This window comes from Natronocalculus amylovorans (assembly GCF_023638035.1).
GTDB classification, from domain to species: Archaea; Halobacteriota; Halobacteria; order Halobacteriales; family Haloferacaceae; genus Natronocalculus; species Natronocalculus amylovorans.
Window position 1 is genome coordinate 103,304 of the sequence record NZ_JAKRVX010000001.1, and the last position, 16,551, is coordinate 119,854.

General features: G+C 51.7%; 14 protein-coding genes. 8 read left to right on the top strand and 6 right to left on the bottom strand.

From position 1 onward, the window contains the following. Positions 1-22: 22 nt before the first annotated feature. The 5 genes from AArcSt2_RS00565 to AArcSt2_RS00585 are packed head-to-tail and all read left to right on the top strand — an operon-like array spanning position 23 to position 4,919. Positions 23-1,012, top strand: coding sequence for an ABC transporter permease (locus AArcSt2_RS00565; protein WP_250582213.1), 990 nt, complete (start codon positions 23-25; stop codon positions 1,010-1,012). A gap of 16 nt (positions 1,013-1,028) precedes the next feature. Beyond that, the gene (locus tag AArcSt2_RS00570) at positions 1,029-2,030 is read left to right on the top strand and encodes an ABC transporter permease (protein ID WP_250582215.1); all 1,002 of its coding nucleotides are present in this window, start codon (positions 1,029-1,031) and stop codon (positions 2,028-2,030) included. Between the two features lies 1 nt (position 2,031). Next, positions 2,032-3,261, top strand: a complete 1,230-nt coding sequence (locus tag AArcSt2_RS00575; RefSeq protein WP_250582217.1) for an ABC transporter ATP-binding protein — start codon at positions 2,032-2,034, stop codon at positions 3,259-3,261. Then, positions 3,261-4,574, top strand: coding sequence for an ABC transporter ATP-binding protein (locus AArcSt2_RS00580; RefSeq protein ID WP_250582219.1), 1,314 nt, complete (start codon positions 3,261-3,263; stop codon positions 4,572-4,574). Before AArcSt2_RS00575 ends, AArcSt2_RS00580 begins: the two co-directional genes overlap by 1 nt. 60 nt (positions 4,575-4,634) lie before the next feature. Beyond that, the gene (locus AArcSt2_RS00585) at positions 4,635-4,919 is read left to right on the top strand and encodes a hypothetical protein (protein ID WP_250582221.1); all 285 of its coding nucleotides are present in this window, start codon (positions 4,635-4,637) and stop codon (positions 4,917-4,919) included. Between the two features lie 145 nt (positions 4,920-5,064). Here AArcSt2_RS00585 and AArcSt2_RS00590 read toward each other — a convergent pair whose 3' ends face one another. From AArcSt2_RS00590 to AArcSt2_RS00605, 4 genes are all read right to left on the bottom strand, one after another. After that, positions 5,065-5,793 (bottom strand): hypothetical protein, encoded by a 729-nt coding sequence (locus tag AArcSt2_RS00590; protein ID WP_250582223.1) that lies wholly within the window; start codon positions 5,791-5,793, stop codon positions 5,065-5,067. 68 nt (positions 5,794-5,861) lie between these two features. Continuing rightward, complete coding sequence (locus AArcSt2_RS00595; protein WP_250582225.1) at positions 5,862-6,932, bottom strand: actin-like salactin; 1,071 nt, start codon at positions 6,930-6,932, stop codon at positions 5,862-5,864. A 31-nt stretch (positions 6,933-6,963) separates the two neighbouring features. Next, a complete protein-coding gene (locus AArcSt2_RS00600; protein ID WP_174653021.1) occupies positions 6,964-7,416 on the bottom strand; it encodes a FlaD/FlaE family flagellar protein in 453 nt (150 codons plus the stop codon). Between the two features lie 113 nt (positions 7,417-7,529). Continuing rightward, positions 7,530-8,264, bottom strand: coding sequence for an alanyl-tRNA editing protein (locus tag AArcSt2_RS00605; protein ID WP_250582227.1), 735 nt, complete (start codon positions 8,262-8,264; stop codon positions 7,530-7,532). A 157-nt stretch (positions 8,265-8,421) separates the two neighbouring features. Between AArcSt2_RS00605 and AArcSt2_RS00610 the strand changes: the two genes are divergently transcribed. Continuing rightward, positions 8,422-9,111 (top strand): HD domain-containing protein, encoded by a 690-nt coding sequence (locus AArcSt2_RS00610; protein WP_174653019.1) that lies wholly within the window; start codon positions 8,422-8,424, stop codon positions 9,109-9,111. A gap of 28 nt (positions 9,112-9,139) precedes the next feature. Here AArcSt2_RS00610 and AArcSt2_RS00615 read toward each other — a convergent pair whose 3' ends face one another. Next, positions 9,140-10,132, bottom strand: a complete 993-nt coding sequence (locus AArcSt2_RS00615) for an NAD-dependent epimerase/dehydratase family protein (RefSeq protein WP_250582229.1) — start codon at positions 10,130-10,132, stop codon at positions 9,140-9,142. A gap of 115 nt (positions 10,133-10,247) precedes the next feature. Between AArcSt2_RS00615 and AArcSt2_RS00620 the strand changes: the two genes are divergently transcribed. After that, positions 10,248-11,549 (top strand): M48 family metallopeptidase, encoded by a 1,302-nt coding sequence (locus AArcSt2_RS00620; RefSeq protein WP_250582231.1) that lies wholly within the window; start codon positions 10,248-10,250, stop codon positions 11,547-11,549. Between the two features lie 5 nt (positions 11,550-11,554). Then, positions 11,555-11,962: a GIY-YIG nuclease family protein gene (locus AArcSt2_RS00625; protein ID WP_174653016.1), complete on the top strand. Its 408-nt coding sequence runs from the start codon at positions 11,555-11,557 to the stop codon at positions 11,960-11,962. A gap of 13 nt (positions 11,963-11,975) precedes the next feature. On the opposite strand, the gene gltB is transcribed toward AArcSt2_RS00625, so the two are convergent. After that, positions 11,976-16,523 carry a glutamate synthase large subunit gene (gene gltB, locus AArcSt2_RS00630; protein WP_250582232.1) on the bottom strand — a complete coding sequence of 1,516 codons (4,548 nt, stop codon included), beginning with the start codon at positions 16,521-16,523 and terminating at the stop codon, positions 11,976-11,978. Positions 16,524-16,551: the final 28 nt, after the last annotated feature.

Sequence of the window (16,551 nt, forward strand, 5' to 3'; positions counted from 1 at the left end):
TTAATTTTGAGTTATTTGCATAATGTCACAAGCTAGATTTCTTATCAGACGGAGTCTGCAAGGGCTACTAGTCGTTTGGGGAGTGATTACACTGGTATTTTTACTCCGGTTTATTACTCCTGGGAGTCCGGTTGATTTTGTTGCGCCACTGGATGCATCACCTGAGCTACGCGCCCAGATCGCGATCAATCTTGGACTTCACCAACCGATTTACGTACAGTATTTTGACTATTTATTCGGGCTTGTTCGCGGTGACATGGGATTTTCCTACATTCGAGGGCGGCCAGCAAGCGGGATTATCCTCTCACGGCTCCCTGCAACCATTGAGCTTGCAGTCGCTGCGACTATTGTCGCGATCATCTTCTCAATTCCACTAGGCGTGTTGAGCGCAACACGGAGACACGAGCCAACAGACTATGCTGCAACCACGTTCTCGCTGGTTGGAATCAGCACGCCAAACTTTTGGCTTGGCATTATGCTGATCCTCATTGTCTCTGTTGGGTTGGGAATACTGCCGACAAGTCGGCGGCCGATCGGGCTGATACCTGCATTAGAGATGCTGATATTCCAGCTACAGATTAGCGGGATACGCACATGGATCGCACACATGATCCTTCCAGCAGTGACACTTGGCACGTACTTTACTGCAATGATCGTTCGCCTCACCCGGAGTGGGATGCTTGATGAGCTTGGACAGCCATATGTCAAGGCTGCTCGCGCAAAAGGGCTTCCGGAGACACTTGTCACATACAAACACGCACTACGGAATACGATGATTCCAATCATTACCGTGCTCGGGCTTCAGCTGGGTTCGCTTATTGGCGGTGCTGTAATTACTGAATTTGTATTTAATTGGCCTGGGCTGGGGACGCTGGTGATTGATGCAATTGTGGTTCGAGATTGGCCGATTATTCAGGGCGCACTGATCGTCATCGGGATTGGGTTCGTTGTCATCAACATTGCGGTTGATGCACTCTACACAAAACTGAATCCACGGGTGAGCTACGAATGAACCGAGGAGGGTATCTATGATTTCAGATCGAGTGAAAAAGAGCCTCAAGCGTGAGCTAAATCATAGCTTGATGGCCAAGATTGGTATTGTACTTGTTCTTGCTATTATGTTGATGGCGATGTTTGCGCCGTTCTTTGCGATGCATAATCCAACACAACAGCAGCTCGATCGGGCGCACCAGCCGCCGCTTGGTGTGACACAGACGAGCGAAGAGTTCCGATTTGTTGATGGTGAACGGCAGATACAAGAAGTAACCATTCAAGGAACTGCTGAACACCCATTCGGTACTGATTCACTGGGCCGTGATCTGTTCTCGCGGGTGTTATTCGGTGCGAGAACATCGCTCATGGTTGGGCTGTTTGGGACGTTGTTTGCAGTTGGAACCGGTGTGAGCATTGGTCTCGTTGCCGGGTATTACGGCGGGCGCGTTGATGATTCGCTGATGCGGTTTGCAGACATTATGTTAGCGTTCCCTGCACTTGTGTTGGCAATTGCGCTTGTCGGATTACTCGGACCGTTAACAGTCAGGATACCGGATCCATTCGTGGCAGCAGGATTGGTTGAGGGAATGCCAGCAACGTTCGTCTTCCCGATTACGTTAACCATCGTTGTTGGTGTGGTAAATTGGGTCTGGTTTGCGCGGATTGCTCGTGGGGAAGCGTTATCTATACGACAAGAGGAGTACGTGAAAGCTGCTCGAAGCGTTGGTGCGAGTGATTGGACGATCTTACGGCAGCATATTCTGCCGAACAGTCTAACACCGATCATCGTACTTGCGACGATCCAAGTTGCGGCGATTATTCTCTTAGAGAGTTCGCTGTCTTTCCTCGGCTTCTCTGGGACAACGCTCTCTTGGGGATTCGATATTGCACAGGGCAGAGACTATCTTGGAACGTCATGGTGGATTTCGAGCATTCCAGGACTAGCCATCATGTTCGCAGTGATTGGTATCAACCTACTTGGTGATTGGCTCCGTGATGCGCTTGATCCAGGTTTAAGCGGTGAGGGAGGCGTCTAACATGAGTGTACATACAGGTGAGAAACCACTCCTTCGTGTTGAAGGGCTCAAGACACGGTTCTTTACAGAAGAAGGGCAAGTAAACGCAGTCGATGGCATTGATCTCTCGATCAATGACAGCGAAGTGTTTGGTATTGTTGGTGAATCCGGGTCCGGAAAAAGTGTGACCGCACTCTCGGTATTGGGGCTAATTGAGTCCCCCGGTCGAATCACGGATGGACATGTCTGGTACCGCAGCCCAGAGCTTGTTGAATCCATTGGTGCAGATGAACCATCGGCAGTTGATGGTGAGTATGTTGATCTACAAGCGCTCTCTCCTCGAGTCCGTCGCACACTGAGAGGGACACACTTCAGTATGATCTTCCAAGATCCAATGAGCAGTTTCAACCCAAGCCTCACCGTTGGAGAGCAGATTGCAGAGGCAGTTGAATCACAACAGCGCGCACGGGCAAACCCCCGATCGGTCGCTTCGCGCACCCAAGGATACGGACTGAGCTCATTCATTATGAGCACCGTAATGCCATCAAAGCGATACGTGAAAGAGGAGAGTCTGGATCGGGCGATCGAACTGTTGGAGATGGTTGGCATACCTGATCCGGTGCTTCGAGCCGAAGAGTATCCACACGAGTTTTCAGGCGGGATGCTCCAGCGTGCAATGATCGCACAAGCGCTTGCAGGGGAACCAAATGTGCTTATTGCAGACGAGCCGACAACGGCACTTGATGTGACAATTCAAGCGCAAGTGTTGGATCTTCTGTTGGAGTTGCAAGAGGAAACGGGAATGACAATCCTCCTCATCACGCACAATCTTGGTGTTGTTGCGCGAATGTGTGACCGACTTGGGGTGATGTATGCTGGAGAAATTGTTGAACGTGGGACACTACATGACGTGTTCAATGACCCCGTTCATCCGTACACGCAAGGATTGCTTGGCAGTATCCCTGATTTAGACGGCACGCGAGATCGGTTACAGCCAATTGCGGGCAATGTGCCAAGCCTCTTGGATCATGAAATGCCAGACCGGTGTTTCTTCGCCGATCGATGCCCGAAAGCAATGCAAGAGTGTCTTGAGAAACCACCTGAGTTTGGAATTGCGGAGTCATCGTCACACGCAACAAAATGCTACTTAGCACGGACGAGCTACGACGAAACAGACGCGCTGACCGAGGATTATTTCAGTAGTGAAACTGCTGAGACACAACAGATTGAATCAGATGGAGGAACACAGTAATGGCGAGCGCTGATGAGCCGCTCGTTCGAGTGGACGGGCTACAAAAATACTTCTATGAGAATGACGGGCTCCTTGATCGCTTGCTTGGGCAAGAGCCAACGGCAGTCAAAGCAGTTGATGGAATAAGCTTTGATATTAAACGAGGCGAGACCCTTGGCCTCGTTGGTGAATCCGGGTGTGGGAAGTCCACCACTGGAGAAACGATGGTACGGCTCCAAGAACCGACAAACGGTATTGTTGAGTTCGAAGGGAAGAATATCTACGATCTTGATGGCGAGGGGCTTCAGCAGTTCCGAAGAGAGTGTCAAGTGGTCTTCCAAGACCCATTCTCAAGTCTCGATCCTCGGCTGACGATCGGCCAAAGCATCATGCAGCCGATGAATGTCCACAATATTGGGACAAAAAAAGAGCGACTGGAGCGAACAAAAGAGCTATTGGAGTATGTTGGGCTGTCTGCGGGGCAGGTCGATCGCTACCCACATGAGTTTTCAGGTGGTCAGCGCCAGCGAATCGGGATTGCAAGAGCGCTTGCCTTAGAGCCCGATTTCATTATGCTTGATGAGCCAACAAGTGCGCTGGATGTCTCTGTGCAGGCACAGGTGCTGAATCTGCTTGAAGACCTCCAAGACGAGTTTGATCTCACGTATCTACTTATTAGCCACGACCTCTCTGTAATCAAACACGTTTGCGATCGTGTTGCAGTGATGTATCTTGGTGAGATCGTCGAAATCGGCCCAGTTGATGAGATCTTCAAGGACCCACAGCATCCATACACTCGTGCACTGCTTGAAAGTGTCCCACGTGCGTCAACAGAGGAACAGGGCCGTGATCGAGACGTTATTACCGGAGATGTCCCATCCCCGCGAAACCCACCATCTGGGTGTTCATTCCGAACTCGCTGTCCGTCGATTATTCAGCCACCGGGATTACAGATGGAGCAGGACGCATATAGGGAGGTTACGGAGTACCGAACCCGGCTTGAAACAGGGCGAATAAGCATCAAGAGCCGTTGGGACCTTGTTGGCGATCCAGACAAAGAGGATACAGGAGCATTCATTGAATCACTGCGTGATGAACTGTTCACTCATACCTTCGCTGGGGAGAATGAGGAGATCATCGAAGAATCGCTTCGCTGTCTCGCTGAAGACGATACAGAGACTGCAACCGCACTTCTTACCGATCGATTCGCGTCGATCTGCGAGCAGGTGAATCCAGTGCTACAGGATACAGCACACCCATCTGCGTGTCACCTTGTTGAACAACCTGCTCACATCACCGATCAAGTACGGGAGTGGGAAGCGACCCGAGAGTAGGTGACACTGGATCAGATTACACCTCACAGCTAAGAGGATAGACGGATAGTTCAAATCGCGATGAGTGATACCGATCCACTTGCGACAATCGATCTAACCCGCCCCGGCCGGGTTCGAATAGGGGCCACACGAGGCGAATTTAATACTGAAATTGGACGTCCACGAGAGTATCCTGACAGCGTCGATCTAAGCGTGCAAACAGGAACCGATTCGCAGATTCTATTGACTATCGATGCAACAGCGGGCGATCATGCAACCGGCCACGCCGATATTGAACTCACGGAATCAGATGCAGAGGCGCTTATCAATGCGATTTCGATGGCACTGGATACACTTGAAAAGTAATGCTACTTTTTGAACAGCCGTTTAGCGATCCGTGTGAGTAGTTTCCATGTCAGTGCTTGCGCTGCCCGGCGGAGAAGCCAACCAAACATACCAGATACTCATATGGGTAATATCCTAAATCTATCGGCCAAAAAATAGGACGTACCTAGTCTACGGTGTCAATACTGAGTTCCCACTCACCACCGCTTTCGACCAATATGTACCCGACACCACCGATATCCGCAGTGAGCGTTTCATCCTCAATATCATCCTCGATTTCAAATACGCGCGCACTAAGCTCACCCTCACGATTGAACAGATCAACAGTGTGGCCGGCACCACCGGTTGCAGTGAATGTGAAGGTAATGTCGGAATCATCAGAGAATTCGACCGGGCCAACAACATCTACAAGAATACTCTCAACAGTGACTGGCAACGACTCACCGGTGTTGTACACTGGGAGTTCTGTAACCGAAACCTCCCAGTCACCGTCAGCGTCAACAGACAGACCAAGCGTTTGTTCATCAAATGAGTGGATTGTCCGGCCCTCAAACGGACCGACTGCACTGTAGCCAAGCGAAATACGGTCTTGATTCTCGTCGACAAACCAAACCGAAAACGCGTCATCCCCATCGTGATCATATTCGACAATTGTTGGCCCGGTAGTGTTGTGAGAGAACGTATCTGTGTACGCTGGTTCTCCGTCGCTGTCGTCACCACCAGCCGTTCCGGTGCCCGAAAACGTGTGTGTGACGGCGTCGCCACCGTCGCTTTCGTATGAGTTACTTGAGTCCGCGTATGGCGTTCGTTCACCGTTTCCATCACCATCGCCCGTACAGCCCGCAACCGCTGTGAGTGCCCCACCCGAGAGGAGAAGATATGAGCGCCTATTCATACCAATGATGTACACGCAAAAAAGGTAAATCTGCCGTCGTTTGATAAATCAGTTCACTGTAATGACAACTATAGGTTATCTGCGAGTCTTTCTGCGATTCGGTGGGCACCCTCTGCTGCTGCAAGGTCAGGGCGCTCTGCGGAGACAACCGAAATATCGCGTGAAAGCTCTTCTGAGAGACGTTCTTCGAACACATCTGTAATGCCTGGGATACATGCCATTCCACCAGTGAGCGCGATCGGTTTTCCGAGCGCAAGCTGATATGGCTTCATGTGTGTGTTTGCAAGCTCTGAGAGGAAGTTATTTGCAATCTCATCAACAGCCTCATCCACATACTCATCGACAGGGTCCATGAGTCCACGGTTGACAGTAAACTCATGTGAGCCACCGCCCGGCTGCTGGATAATGTCGGTAAATGGTTCGAAATCAACGAAGGAGGCGTGTTCTTCTTTGTACTCTCGTGCGGTTGTACGGTCGATGTTGACTCGCCCCTGTGTCTCCTCTTCGACAGCATTTGCAATGCGTCGATCGACCTCGGTACCAGTTACCGCACCGGTTGAGAACGGCGCAAGCTGCTCACCGTGGCGGTATGCACATGCTTCGAGATTTGTTGATCCCATATTGATCGATACGAAGACCTCATCAATTGCTTCAAGCTCATCGCCCATTGCTGGAATCGACCCACAGAGGGACTCCGGGAAGCTTCTGATCGTTGCTTCACCAATTGGACTCCCTTCAATTACGTCGCTGAGGTTTTTCAATCCAGCTTCGTTGTCGATCGTTGGTATTGCATACACGACCACACTATCTTCCGGAATATTTTGAGCGGTGATCAGTTCATTGAAGAACTTTTTTGCAAGCTCTGCGCGGGCATCGTCCTCTGGAAGTCCCGATCGGAGCATAAATTCGACACTATCGGGATATTCTTGTGCAGCTTGCTCGCCGTACAGTACCCGCTCACTGCCGGTAATTGGATCTTCATACGTTGCGAGACACGTTAGTGTTCGTATTGTTTCGATCTCGCCGTTTCGCTCGATCTGGATAACTGTTCGAGTACTTCCAAGCTTCACACCGACTGGTGTTGGATCGTCACTACTGGTTGAGCTCCCGTCGAATGCATCGGATTCTGTTTCTGTCATAAGTATTCGTTGTTAGATTGTAGTATACGGCTCACGAAAGCGATGCCAACGTAGCAATATACAGGAGACTAAGACGGTGGTCGCCAATTTCAAACGATCGGGCGTGGACCGGCTCTGGTAATGAACCAACCTCGCCCGAGATTGTATGTTGAATTGCTGGTGTGATCCACCCGAGTTGCTTGTAATATCGAAGTGCAGTACGCGCTTCAGCGTGCCCTCCGACGAGTGTGAGAAATTCGACCCAATCATAAAGAAGCCGACGTCCAAGGTCAGTGTCGGGTATCGTCCGGAGGTATGGTCGTTCCAGACCGTCTGCAGCCTTCTTTGTACGGAGGGCCAGCAGCTCTTTGAACTGCTGTGCCCGGACAGATTCCTCTGCAGTAAGGCTCTTTTTTACCGTTGCTGTCGAGCGAACCTCTGGCTCTGCGATTCCTGCCAGCGATCGCAGTTCAGTTGGATCATACTCTCGTGGGTTTACTCCCATACTACTCATCACACCATGTCTCACAGTTGCTGGACCGCTTTCGTCCCGCTACCGTGATATAACTCATGCACAGACTATCAGTATTGTGGTGATTTCCATCCGCTACAAACAATCTACGGTGACAGTTCGAAATGAATCCGCTCATGTTCACTGCCCTGTGTTTGTCGCTTTGTTACGGTAATAGTCCCAATCTCTGCTGTATTTTCGACATGTGTGCCAGCGCATGCAGTCCGATCGAACGGTATCTCGGACTTGGAGCCCCCTGAAATCTCGACAATTCGAAGTTCGGTGATAGACGCCGGGAGAAGATTAATTCGGGTTCGGTCTGGATCCAACGCTTGTTCTGCAGCCTCTCGATCCATTTCATACCAGGTCACGTCACGTTCGTCCACAACAAGCGCGTTTAATCCAGCCTCAATATCCGCAAGATCCGTCTCAGTGAATCGGTCGTGCGCACAATCCAGATGTGCATGGTCATCATAGAGTTGATTGCCTGTTGTTTCTGCGTCATATGTCTCTAACAAATAGGCAGAGAGGAGATGCTGGGCAGTGTGATAGCGCATGTGCGCAAAACGGCGGTCCCAATTGAGCTCACCTGAAACGTTCGTTCCAGGTTCGGGGAGCGGGTCAGGGCCTGCTAACGTATGATATATCTCATCGTTCTTTTCCACTGCAGTCACGTCCCATGTAGCTTCGGCACTTGTTATGACACCAGTATCGTGTGGTTGTCCCCCACCGGTTGGGTAGAACTGCGTTCGATCGAGGACCACACGATCGTCGAGCGTTCGCTCAACGGTTCCGGTAAATGTTCCAACAGAGCTGTCAATAAAATAGAGCGGTTCAGTCATGGATATCATGTGTTTAGTAACGCAGGATGGTCTCTCTTGTGGTTATATCTGTGAACGGCTGATCACCGATTGTTTGGGGTGTCGTAACGCATAAGGCATGAAGAACCGTTAATTCATGTAATGAGATACATAAAAAGCCCCACTGGGAGGTGCATGCGTGGGCGTTGAAATAAAAGAATCCGCCATCAGTGATGAAGAGTTTGCTGACATGGAGCAGTTTGTTTACGATTATCTCTCCGCAAGCGTGGAGAATGAAGATGGTGGCGGACGAATGCGGTGGTACCCGTGGCATAGTGCGGAGTACAGATTTAATCACATTAAAAACGTGACTGCACTTGCTACAAAAATCGCTGAAAGAGAAGGAGCAGATGCTGACGTGGTTCGTGCAGCGGCAATCTTTCACGACATTTCAAAACTCGAAGCAGATCAGGAAGCGCATGCTGACGAAGGCGCACGAGTCGCACGAGAGTACCTCAAGACACATGCCAACGTCCCACAGTCATTTATTGAACAGGTTTGTCAATCGATTATCGATCACTCTTATCAAGGCCCGCTTGATGATGTGTCATTGGAAAGCCAGTGTCTAATTGAAGCGGACGTACTGGACAAAATCGGTGCAAACGGAACTGCACTCATGTTACTGCGAATGGGATATGAAGCCCGGACACACATGGATGCCGCGGCAATGGTCGATCGCGTTCTTGAACGCGGACAAGATCACGCCGATCGCGTTGAATCCGACACTGCAGAGAGCATCGCGTTTCAACGTCTCAAACGAGTCAAATGGTTCCGCGAGTGGCTTGAAGAGGAAGTTGTTGGGATGGATGTCGATCGGATCGTTGACTAATCAGTGACTTGCAGAGCGCTCCCGAATTTTATAGTGTATCAAGGATTGCAAGCACACGCTCTTCAGCCTCGCGACCAGGATCATACTCGCTTCCGTTTCGATCGCTCTCTCTGTGCTCAGCTACCGTATCAGCCATTGCTTCCGAGAGCGATGTTGACTCCCAGCCAAGAGCAGCGAGTTTACTTGTTGAGAGGATATGTGGGTACTCCCGATACAGAATGAAATCTGTTGGTGCAAGTCCACCCGCTGCAAGCTCTCGCTCACCCGCGGCAACGACTTCGATCTCGGTTTTAAGTGCATCTGCGATGAGGTCGACCATCTCTTCGATCGTCACCAGCTCTTGATCGCCAACGTTGTAGGCCTCTCCTGGCTCACCCTCTTCTGCAACGATTCGAAGAGCGCTTGCAACGTCGCCTGCATAGCCGCGATGCCAGATGTTCTGCCCGTCACCGGGGACGATGATCCGATCGTAGTTCGCAACCCGATCGATCCAGTAATCTAACCGCTCAGTGTAGTCGTATGGGCCGTAGACGATGCATGGTCGAACAGCCATTGCATTCACACCGCTTTTTGCTGCCTCGAAGATGATCCGGTCGCCCTCGGCTTTTCGGTTTCCATAGGTCTCCCCTGAGTCATCAATTGCTTGCTCATCCGAACATGGACGTAGTGGGGTCCGGTTCTCTCGTTTCGGGATGATTTCTGCACCGTATGCCGCACCGGAGGAGATGTACACGTACCCATCAACCGCATCAAACACGTCTACTGCAGCCGCAACATCTTCTGGCTGGTAGGCAACACAGTCAATGACAACGTCGGGGGTGACTGATTCTGCTGCAGACGCAAGCGCCGATCGGTCCGTGCGGTCACCTGCGATATGTGTCACCCGATCGTCGTCCGCAAATGGATTGTCGTGGTTTCCACGATTGAAAATAGTCACGTCATACTCGTGGTCGAGCAGATCAGAAACAGTGTGGCGGCCGATAAATCGAGTCCCACCGATAACGAGTGCGGTCTTTCCCATGTGCGTATGATGTAGAGCACAGTCAAAAACGTGCAAGAACCGGACGACGCTTCCGGAAGCCAACAGACGAACGTCAACCGACACTTTCCTTGCCGTCGATACCCTACAGAGCGGTATGATTGAGTTTCACGTCGCTTTTATTGCCCTTCTTCTTGGAACACAGGCGTTTTTTACTGCCTTAGCGATCAAAAACGTCAGCTATGCCGATCGTACCGTCACCGAAAAGACTGCATGGTTGAAAGAAACGCTTGATATCGAAGATCACAATGAGCTGCTCAACTACCATCGAATCACAACCGCAGCCTCGCAGTTGCAGACGTGGATTGGGCTTGGTGTTCTCTTCGTTGTCCTCTATAGCGGTTTGTTCACAGAAATTGTAACACTGCTTGCTGCAACTGGAATCGACCCTGTCCTGCAAGGTATTCTTTTCTTTGTTGGTCTTATCATTGCGGCACAGCTGTTTTCGCTTCCATTCGCAGTACTGCGAACGTTTGGGATCGAAGAGATATTTGGATTCAACAATCAGACTCCAACGCTATTTATACGAGACAAACTAGTTGGCACGGCTGTTTCGATCGTCTTTGTCGGACTCATCGCAGGGGCAATCCTGTGGTTTATTCAGGCGTTCCCAACATGGTGGTGGGTTGCTGGCTGGGCGCTCGTCATCGGATTTAGCCTCACAATGCAGATCATCTATCCGCGTGTGATCGCTCCGCTATTCAATGAGTTTACGCCAGTTGAGGATGGCGAACTCAAAGCTGGCGTTGAAGATGTATTTGATCGGGCAGGCTTCTCCTGTGAACAGATCTACACGATGGATGCAAGTCGCCGATCGTCGCACCTCAATGCATACTTTACTGGATTTGGTGAGACCAAACGCGTTGTCCTGTTTGACACATTGGTCGATCGGATGACACTCCCGGCGGTCCAGAGTGTCCTTGCACATGAACTGGCCCATTGGAAGAAATCCCACATCTGGAAACAGATCGCAAGCAGTGCGATACAGATGGCGATCGTCTTTGCGCTCCTTGGAGTGCTTGTCAGCTACGAACCGCTCTATGCACTCTTTGGGGTTCCAGAAACCGCAACGTATGCAGGGTTGCTTCTCGCAGTACTCATTGTAGGACCGATTATGGAACTTACATCCCCGATCACAAACAAACTCTCGCTGAAACACGAGCGAGAGGCGGATGCGTTTGCGGTTTCGGTGATGGATGACGGCCAACCAATGATTGACGCGCTCTCTGCACTCGCACGCGAGAATCTTGCCAATCCGTTTCCACACCCAACCTACGCAGCGTTTCATTACAGCCACCCTCCGATTCCGGAGCGTATTCGGCTCATTGAAGAACGGATGGAGCGTGAGCACCGAGCCGACGAACACGACACAACCGGTGTGGCTCCGGGTGATGACTAGTCGCGATGGCAGCGCCCGGTAGCTACGTACTTATTCTCACCATTGCTGAGCCAACCGCAATTGAGGTCGGTGCACTCGGGACGATCGAGTTCGATGCTGGCGGCTACGCATATGCTGGGAGTGCATTCGGCTCTGGTGGATTACGTCGGGTTGAGCGGCATCGATCGCTTGCAGTCGGCGATCGGACGGTTCAACACTGGCACATTGATTATCTGCTCACACACGAACAGACAACGCTCTATGAGACTGTCCAGTACCCACATCGGGATCTCGAATGCGCCCTCTCAGAGAGACTTCCCGGACATCGGGTTGCACAGTTTGGTGCCTCTGACTGTCACTGTGACAGTCATTTAGTCTGGAATGAAGATGTTCAATCGTTATCTAGTGGCGCGATCGAACTAATTGAGAAGTAATGTTGGGCTGCGTTTAATCGTCGCCTGAGACGGCTTCCGCACCAATCGTGCTATCAGCTGCAGCGTCTGCTGATTCTGGAAGCTCTTTACGAACATCCGCACCACGACCGTCTTCAATTACTTCTGCATATGCATCTGGGAAGACACGAACGAATTTTTCACGCGCGGTTGCCCACTCTTCAAGCAGCGCTGTTGCCTTTTCGCTACCAGTGTAGGTGGCGTGATTCTCAAGCAGTCGTGTCAGCATCTGTTCGTCGCTTTCTGTGAGTTCGTTCGAAAGCGAGACCATCTCCATATTGACCTTTGTCTCGAATGTTCCGTCTGGATCGTAGACGTATGCAACACCACCGGACATTCCAGCACCAAAGTTCCGTCCAGTCTCCCCAAGCACAGCAACGGCACCGCCGGTCATGTACTCACAGCCATGGTCACCAACACCTTCGACAACGGCTTTTACACCGGAGTTTCTGACTGCGAACCGCTCACCTGCAACGCCGTTAATATACGCTTCTCCCTCTGTGGCACCGTACAGTGCAACGTTTCCAATAAGGATATTCTCATCTGCGTTGTAGGCTGCAGTCTCCGGTGTCCGAATAACGAGTTTGCCGCCGGAGAGGCCTTTTCCGACGTAGTCGTTGGCTGCTCCTGTGAGGTTCATCGTCACCCCATTTGCGAGGAATGCACCGAAGCTCTGCCCCGCAATCCCATCGAAATCGATCGAGATCGTATCATCTGCGAGACCCTCACCACCGTATGCTTTTGAGATCCTGTTTGAGAGCGTGGCACCGACAGCCCGGTCAACATTTGAGATCTCGCGGGCAAGTGATACAGGCGTACCGTCTTCGATCGCAGGAGCTGCTTCGGTTAAGAGATCCCAATCAAGTTGTGTCTCCATGTCTGCATGGTGTTGCTCGCGCGTTTTGATCCGTTGTTCACCTGCAGTTGGCGCAATCACGGTTGAGAGGTCAAGGTGCTTTGCTTTCTCGTGATCGGTGATCCGTTGTTCAAGTATCTCTGGACGGCCGATCATCTCATCAAGCGTTTTGAAGCCAAGCTCCGCCATAATCTCACGGAGTTCCTCAGCCATGAACGCCATGTAGTTGATGACGTGGTCAGGCTGCCCTGGGAAGCGGTTTCTCAGATTTTCGTCCTGTGTTGCGACACCGACCGGGCAGGTATTTGCGTGGCACTGCCGGGCCATCACACAGCCAGATGTCACGAGTGCAGAGGTCCCGAAGCCGTACTCTTCGGCACCAAGCAATGCAGCAACTGCGATATCGCGGCCGGTTTTCATGCCACCATCTGCGGAGACACGAATCCGATCACGAAGCCCGGTTGCACAGAGCATCTGATTTGCCTCTGCGAGGCCAAGTTCCCACGGAAGCCCTGCATTTTTAATTGATGTTTTTGGGGATGCTCCAGTGCCACCGTCATGGCCGGAAATGTGAACCACATCTGCGTTTGCTTTTGCGACACCTGCTGCGATCGTCCCGATTCCTGCTTCCGAGACGAGTTTGACGTTGATATCTGCGTCCGGGTTTGCGGCTTTGAGATCGTGAATAAGCTGTTTGAGATCCTCAATCGAGTAGATGTCGTGCAGTGGCGGTGGTGAAATAAGCCCAACACCAGGTGTTGCATAGCGGACGTGTGCGATCATCTCATTTACTTTTCGACCTGGAAGATGACCTCCTTCGCCTGGTTTCGATCCCTGTGCCATCTTGATCTGCAGTTCGTCAGCAGAGGTAAGATAGTGGGAGGTGACACCAAACCGGCCGGATGCAACCTGTTTTACGTTGCACTCTTTCTCAGTGCCAAATCGCTCCGGTGGCTCTCCACCCTCTCCAGTGTTGGATTTGCCACCGATACGGTTCATTGCGATCGAGTTGTTCTCATGCGCCTCCGGTGAGAGGCTCCCCAGACTCATCGCCGCGGTTGTGAAGCGTGTGACGATCTCTTCGACCGGCTCAACTTCTTCGATCGGCACTGGCTGACGGTCAGACGTAAATTCGAGAAGACCGCGGAGCGTCTGCAAGTTCTCGTTTTGATCGTTGATCATCTCCGCGAACTCGTTGTATCGCTCGTAGTCACCCGACCGAACCGCTTGTTGAAGCGTCCCGACAGTCTTTGGATTCCACTGGTGGTAGATCCCAGTTGACCGGTGTTCGTACTCGCCTTGCGTCTCCAACTCTGGGTCAGCACCAAATCCAACTGCATGGCGGGTTCGAAGGTCTCCCTCGATCTGTTCAAGGCCGATACCTTCAGTTCTAATCTCGGTGCCTTCGAAGTACTCTGCAACGAGTCCTGAATCCAGGCCGACTGCCTCGAAGATTTGTGCGCCTTGATAGGATTCAACCGTTGAGATACCCATCTTGGCCATGATCTTCAACAACCCGTGTTCGAGCGCGTGAATATACTGCTTGATTGCGTGGCTCTCATCCGCACCGTCTGGGCCGGCAACAAGGTCTGAAATTGTTTGATACGCAAGGTACGGATTCACCGCGCCGGCACCGTATCCAATCAGTGTTGCAAGGTGGTGTACCTCCCGTGGGTCGCCGGATTCGACGACAAGTCCAACCTCGGTTCGGAGTCCATGACGGACAAGGTCATGGTGGACACCACCGGTTGCAAGCAGGCTTGGAATTGGAATTGAATCGGTGTCAGTCGTCCGATCGGAGAGCACAATAATATCTGCACCATCTGCAATTGCCTCTCTGGCATCGGTTCGAAGGGTTTCGATCGCAGTTTCGAGATCCGTTTCTGGATCGTACGTCATCTCCAATACTGCGGTCGTAAATCCATCTGCCTCCGGTGTGAGCCCTTTGATTGTTGCAGTCTGTTCATCAGTCAGCACCGGTGAGTCTAACACGAGTTGGTGTGCATGATCCGCCGTTTCATCCAACAGATTTTGTTGTGCACCAAGCCTTGACTGAAGGCTTGTCACCAACTCTTCGCGGATGTAATCAATCGGCGGATTCGAAACCTGTGCGAACAGCTGCTTGAAGTAGGTGAATAGCGGGCGGTTGAACTCCGAAAGAACAGACAGCGGTGTATCATCACCCATTGAGCCAACGGGGTCTTTTCCTTGGTTCGCCATCGGCTCAAGAAGATGATTGAGTTGGTCAGTTGTGTAACCAAACGCTGCCTGATGGGCTCGAAGCGAACTCACATCTGCCTGTGGAATATAGCTCTCCCCTGCGATCGACCCCAAATCAACCTGCTGGTCATCAACCCACTCACCGTATTTATCATCTAATAGCCCGTCGAACACTTCCGCATCCGGGATGACTCGGCCTGCATCAGGGTCCGCCATGAAGATCTGTCCTGGCTGTAGCCGGCCGCGTTCTTTGATTTTGCTTGGGTCAGTCTCGAGTGCGCCTGCTTCGCTGGCAACAATGAGCCGCCCATTTGTCGTGACATCGTATCGACATGGGCGAAGTCCGTTCCGATCGAGCACCGCTGCAACCTTGTCACCATCAGTGGCTGCAACGAGCGCTGGACCATCCCATGGTTCGACAAGGCTTGCGTGGTAATCATACCAGTCGCGTCGATCGTCATCCATGAGGTGGTCATTCTCGTACGCCTCTGGAATGAGCATCCGAAGGACGTGTGGAAGCTCACGACCGGTGTTCAACAGGAGTTCAACGACGTTATCGACGCTTGCAGTGTCAGATTGGTCCGCGACAGTAATCGGCTTAAGCGTCTCAATCTCCTCACCAAATGCATCATGCTGGAGGGCAGACTCACGAGCACGCATCCAGTTTACGTTGCCACGAATAGTGTTAATCTCGCCGTTGTGGATGACGTTTCGGTATGGATGTGCGAGGTGCCACGCGCCGAGCGTGTTCGTCGAAAATCGTGCGTGAACAAGCACGAGCTGGCTTTCCATCCGCTCATCTTGTAGGTCAAGATAATACTCACGGAGCTGCTCGCCTTTGAGGAGTCCCTTGTAAACGAGGGTTTTGCGGCTGAGAGAGCAGATGTAGAATCGGCCTGCCCCGTCAATTGTCTCTGCCTCCGTTTCGACTGCCCGCCGCGCAATATAAAGCGCTCTGTCAAATGCGTCTGGTTCAAGGCTGTCATCTTGTGGCGTGACAAACGGCTGAACAGTGACCGGCTCAGAATCAAGTGCTGTTTTTCCGAGGTCGCTGTTATTTGTTGGGACGTCACGCCAGTAGAATACATCCAATCCATATTCGTTGAGCGTGGACTCAAATACGTCTCGGAGCTCAGACTGAACTGCCTCATCGTGTGGCATAAAAACGGACCCAACAGCATACTGCGCTGGAAGGTCACCAACGTCACTCGCAAAGAAGGAATCCGGACGCTGGATCATAATTCCGGCACCGTCGCCAGTATTCTCTTCAGCACCGGTTGTCCCTCGATGTTCGAGGTTCTCTAAGAGATCAATTGCATCAGAAACAACAGCATGAGATGCGCTGTTTTCAAGATCAATTACCGCTCCGACACCGCAGTTGGACCGATCGTCGGTCGGGTCAGCAAGACCGAGGGGCCCATCGTGTACGCTCTCACGTACGTGGGTGTCACTGTGTGGCTTGGTCATGTGTTTCTACTTCTCGTAGCCAAATAAA

What these genes read in the sequence shown, in the direction of transcription:
- AArcSt2_RS00625 (WP_174653016.1), top strand. Translation starts at nt 11,555, where the DNA reads ATGGCAGCGCCCGGTAGCTACGTACTTATTCTCACCATTGCTGAGCCA.
- AArcSt2_RS00585 (WP_250582221.1), top strand. Translation starts at nt 4,635, where the DNA reads ATGAGTGATACCGATCCACTTGCGACAATCGATCTAACCCGCCCCGGC.
- gltB (WP_250582232.1), bottom strand. Translation starts at nt 16,523, where the DNA reads ATGACCAAGCCACACAGTGACACCCACGTACGTGAGAGCGTACACGAT.
- AArcSt2_RS00570 (WP_250582215.1), top strand. Translation starts at nt 1,029, where the DNA reads ATGATTTCAGATCGAGTGAAAAAGAGCCTCAAGCGTGAGCTAAATCAT.
- AArcSt2_RS00565 (WP_250582213.1), top strand. Translation starts at nt 23, where the DNA reads ATGTCACAAGCTAGATTTCTTATCAGACGGAGTCTGCAAGGGCTACTA.
- AArcSt2_RS00620 (WP_250582231.1), top strand. Translation starts at nt 10,248, where the DNA reads ATGATTGAGTTTCACGTCGCTTTTATTGCCCTTCTTCTTGGAACACAG.
- AArcSt2_RS00595 (WP_250582225.1), bottom strand. Translation starts at nt 6,932, where the DNA reads ATGACAGAAACAGAATCCGATGCATTCGACGGGAGCTCAACCAGTAGT.
- AArcSt2_RS00575 (WP_250582217.1), top strand. Translation starts at nt 2,032, where the DNA reads ATGAGTGTACATACAGGTGAGAAACCACTCCTTCGTGTTGAAGGGCTC.
- AArcSt2_RS00600 (WP_174653021.1), bottom strand. Translation starts at nt 7,416, where the DNA reads ATGGGAGTAAACCCACGAGAGTATGATCCAACTGAACTGCGATCGCTG.
- AArcSt2_RS00580 (WP_250582219.1), top strand. Translation starts at nt 3,261, where the DNA reads ATGGCGAGCGCTGATGAGCCGCTCGTTCGAGTGGACGGGCTACAAAAA.
- AArcSt2_RS00615 (WP_250582229.1), bottom strand. Translation starts at nt 10,132, where the DNA reads ATGGGAAAGACCGCACTCGTTATCGGTGGGACTCGATTTATCGGCCGC.
- AArcSt2_RS00605 (WP_250582227.1), bottom strand. Translation starts at nt 8,264, where the DNA reads ATGACTGAACCGCTCTATTTTATTGACAGCTCTGTTGGAACATTTACC.
- AArcSt2_RS00590 (WP_250582223.1), bottom strand. Translation starts at nt 5,793, where the DNA reads ATGAATAGGCGCTCATATCTTCTCCTCTCGGGTGGGGCACTCACAGCG.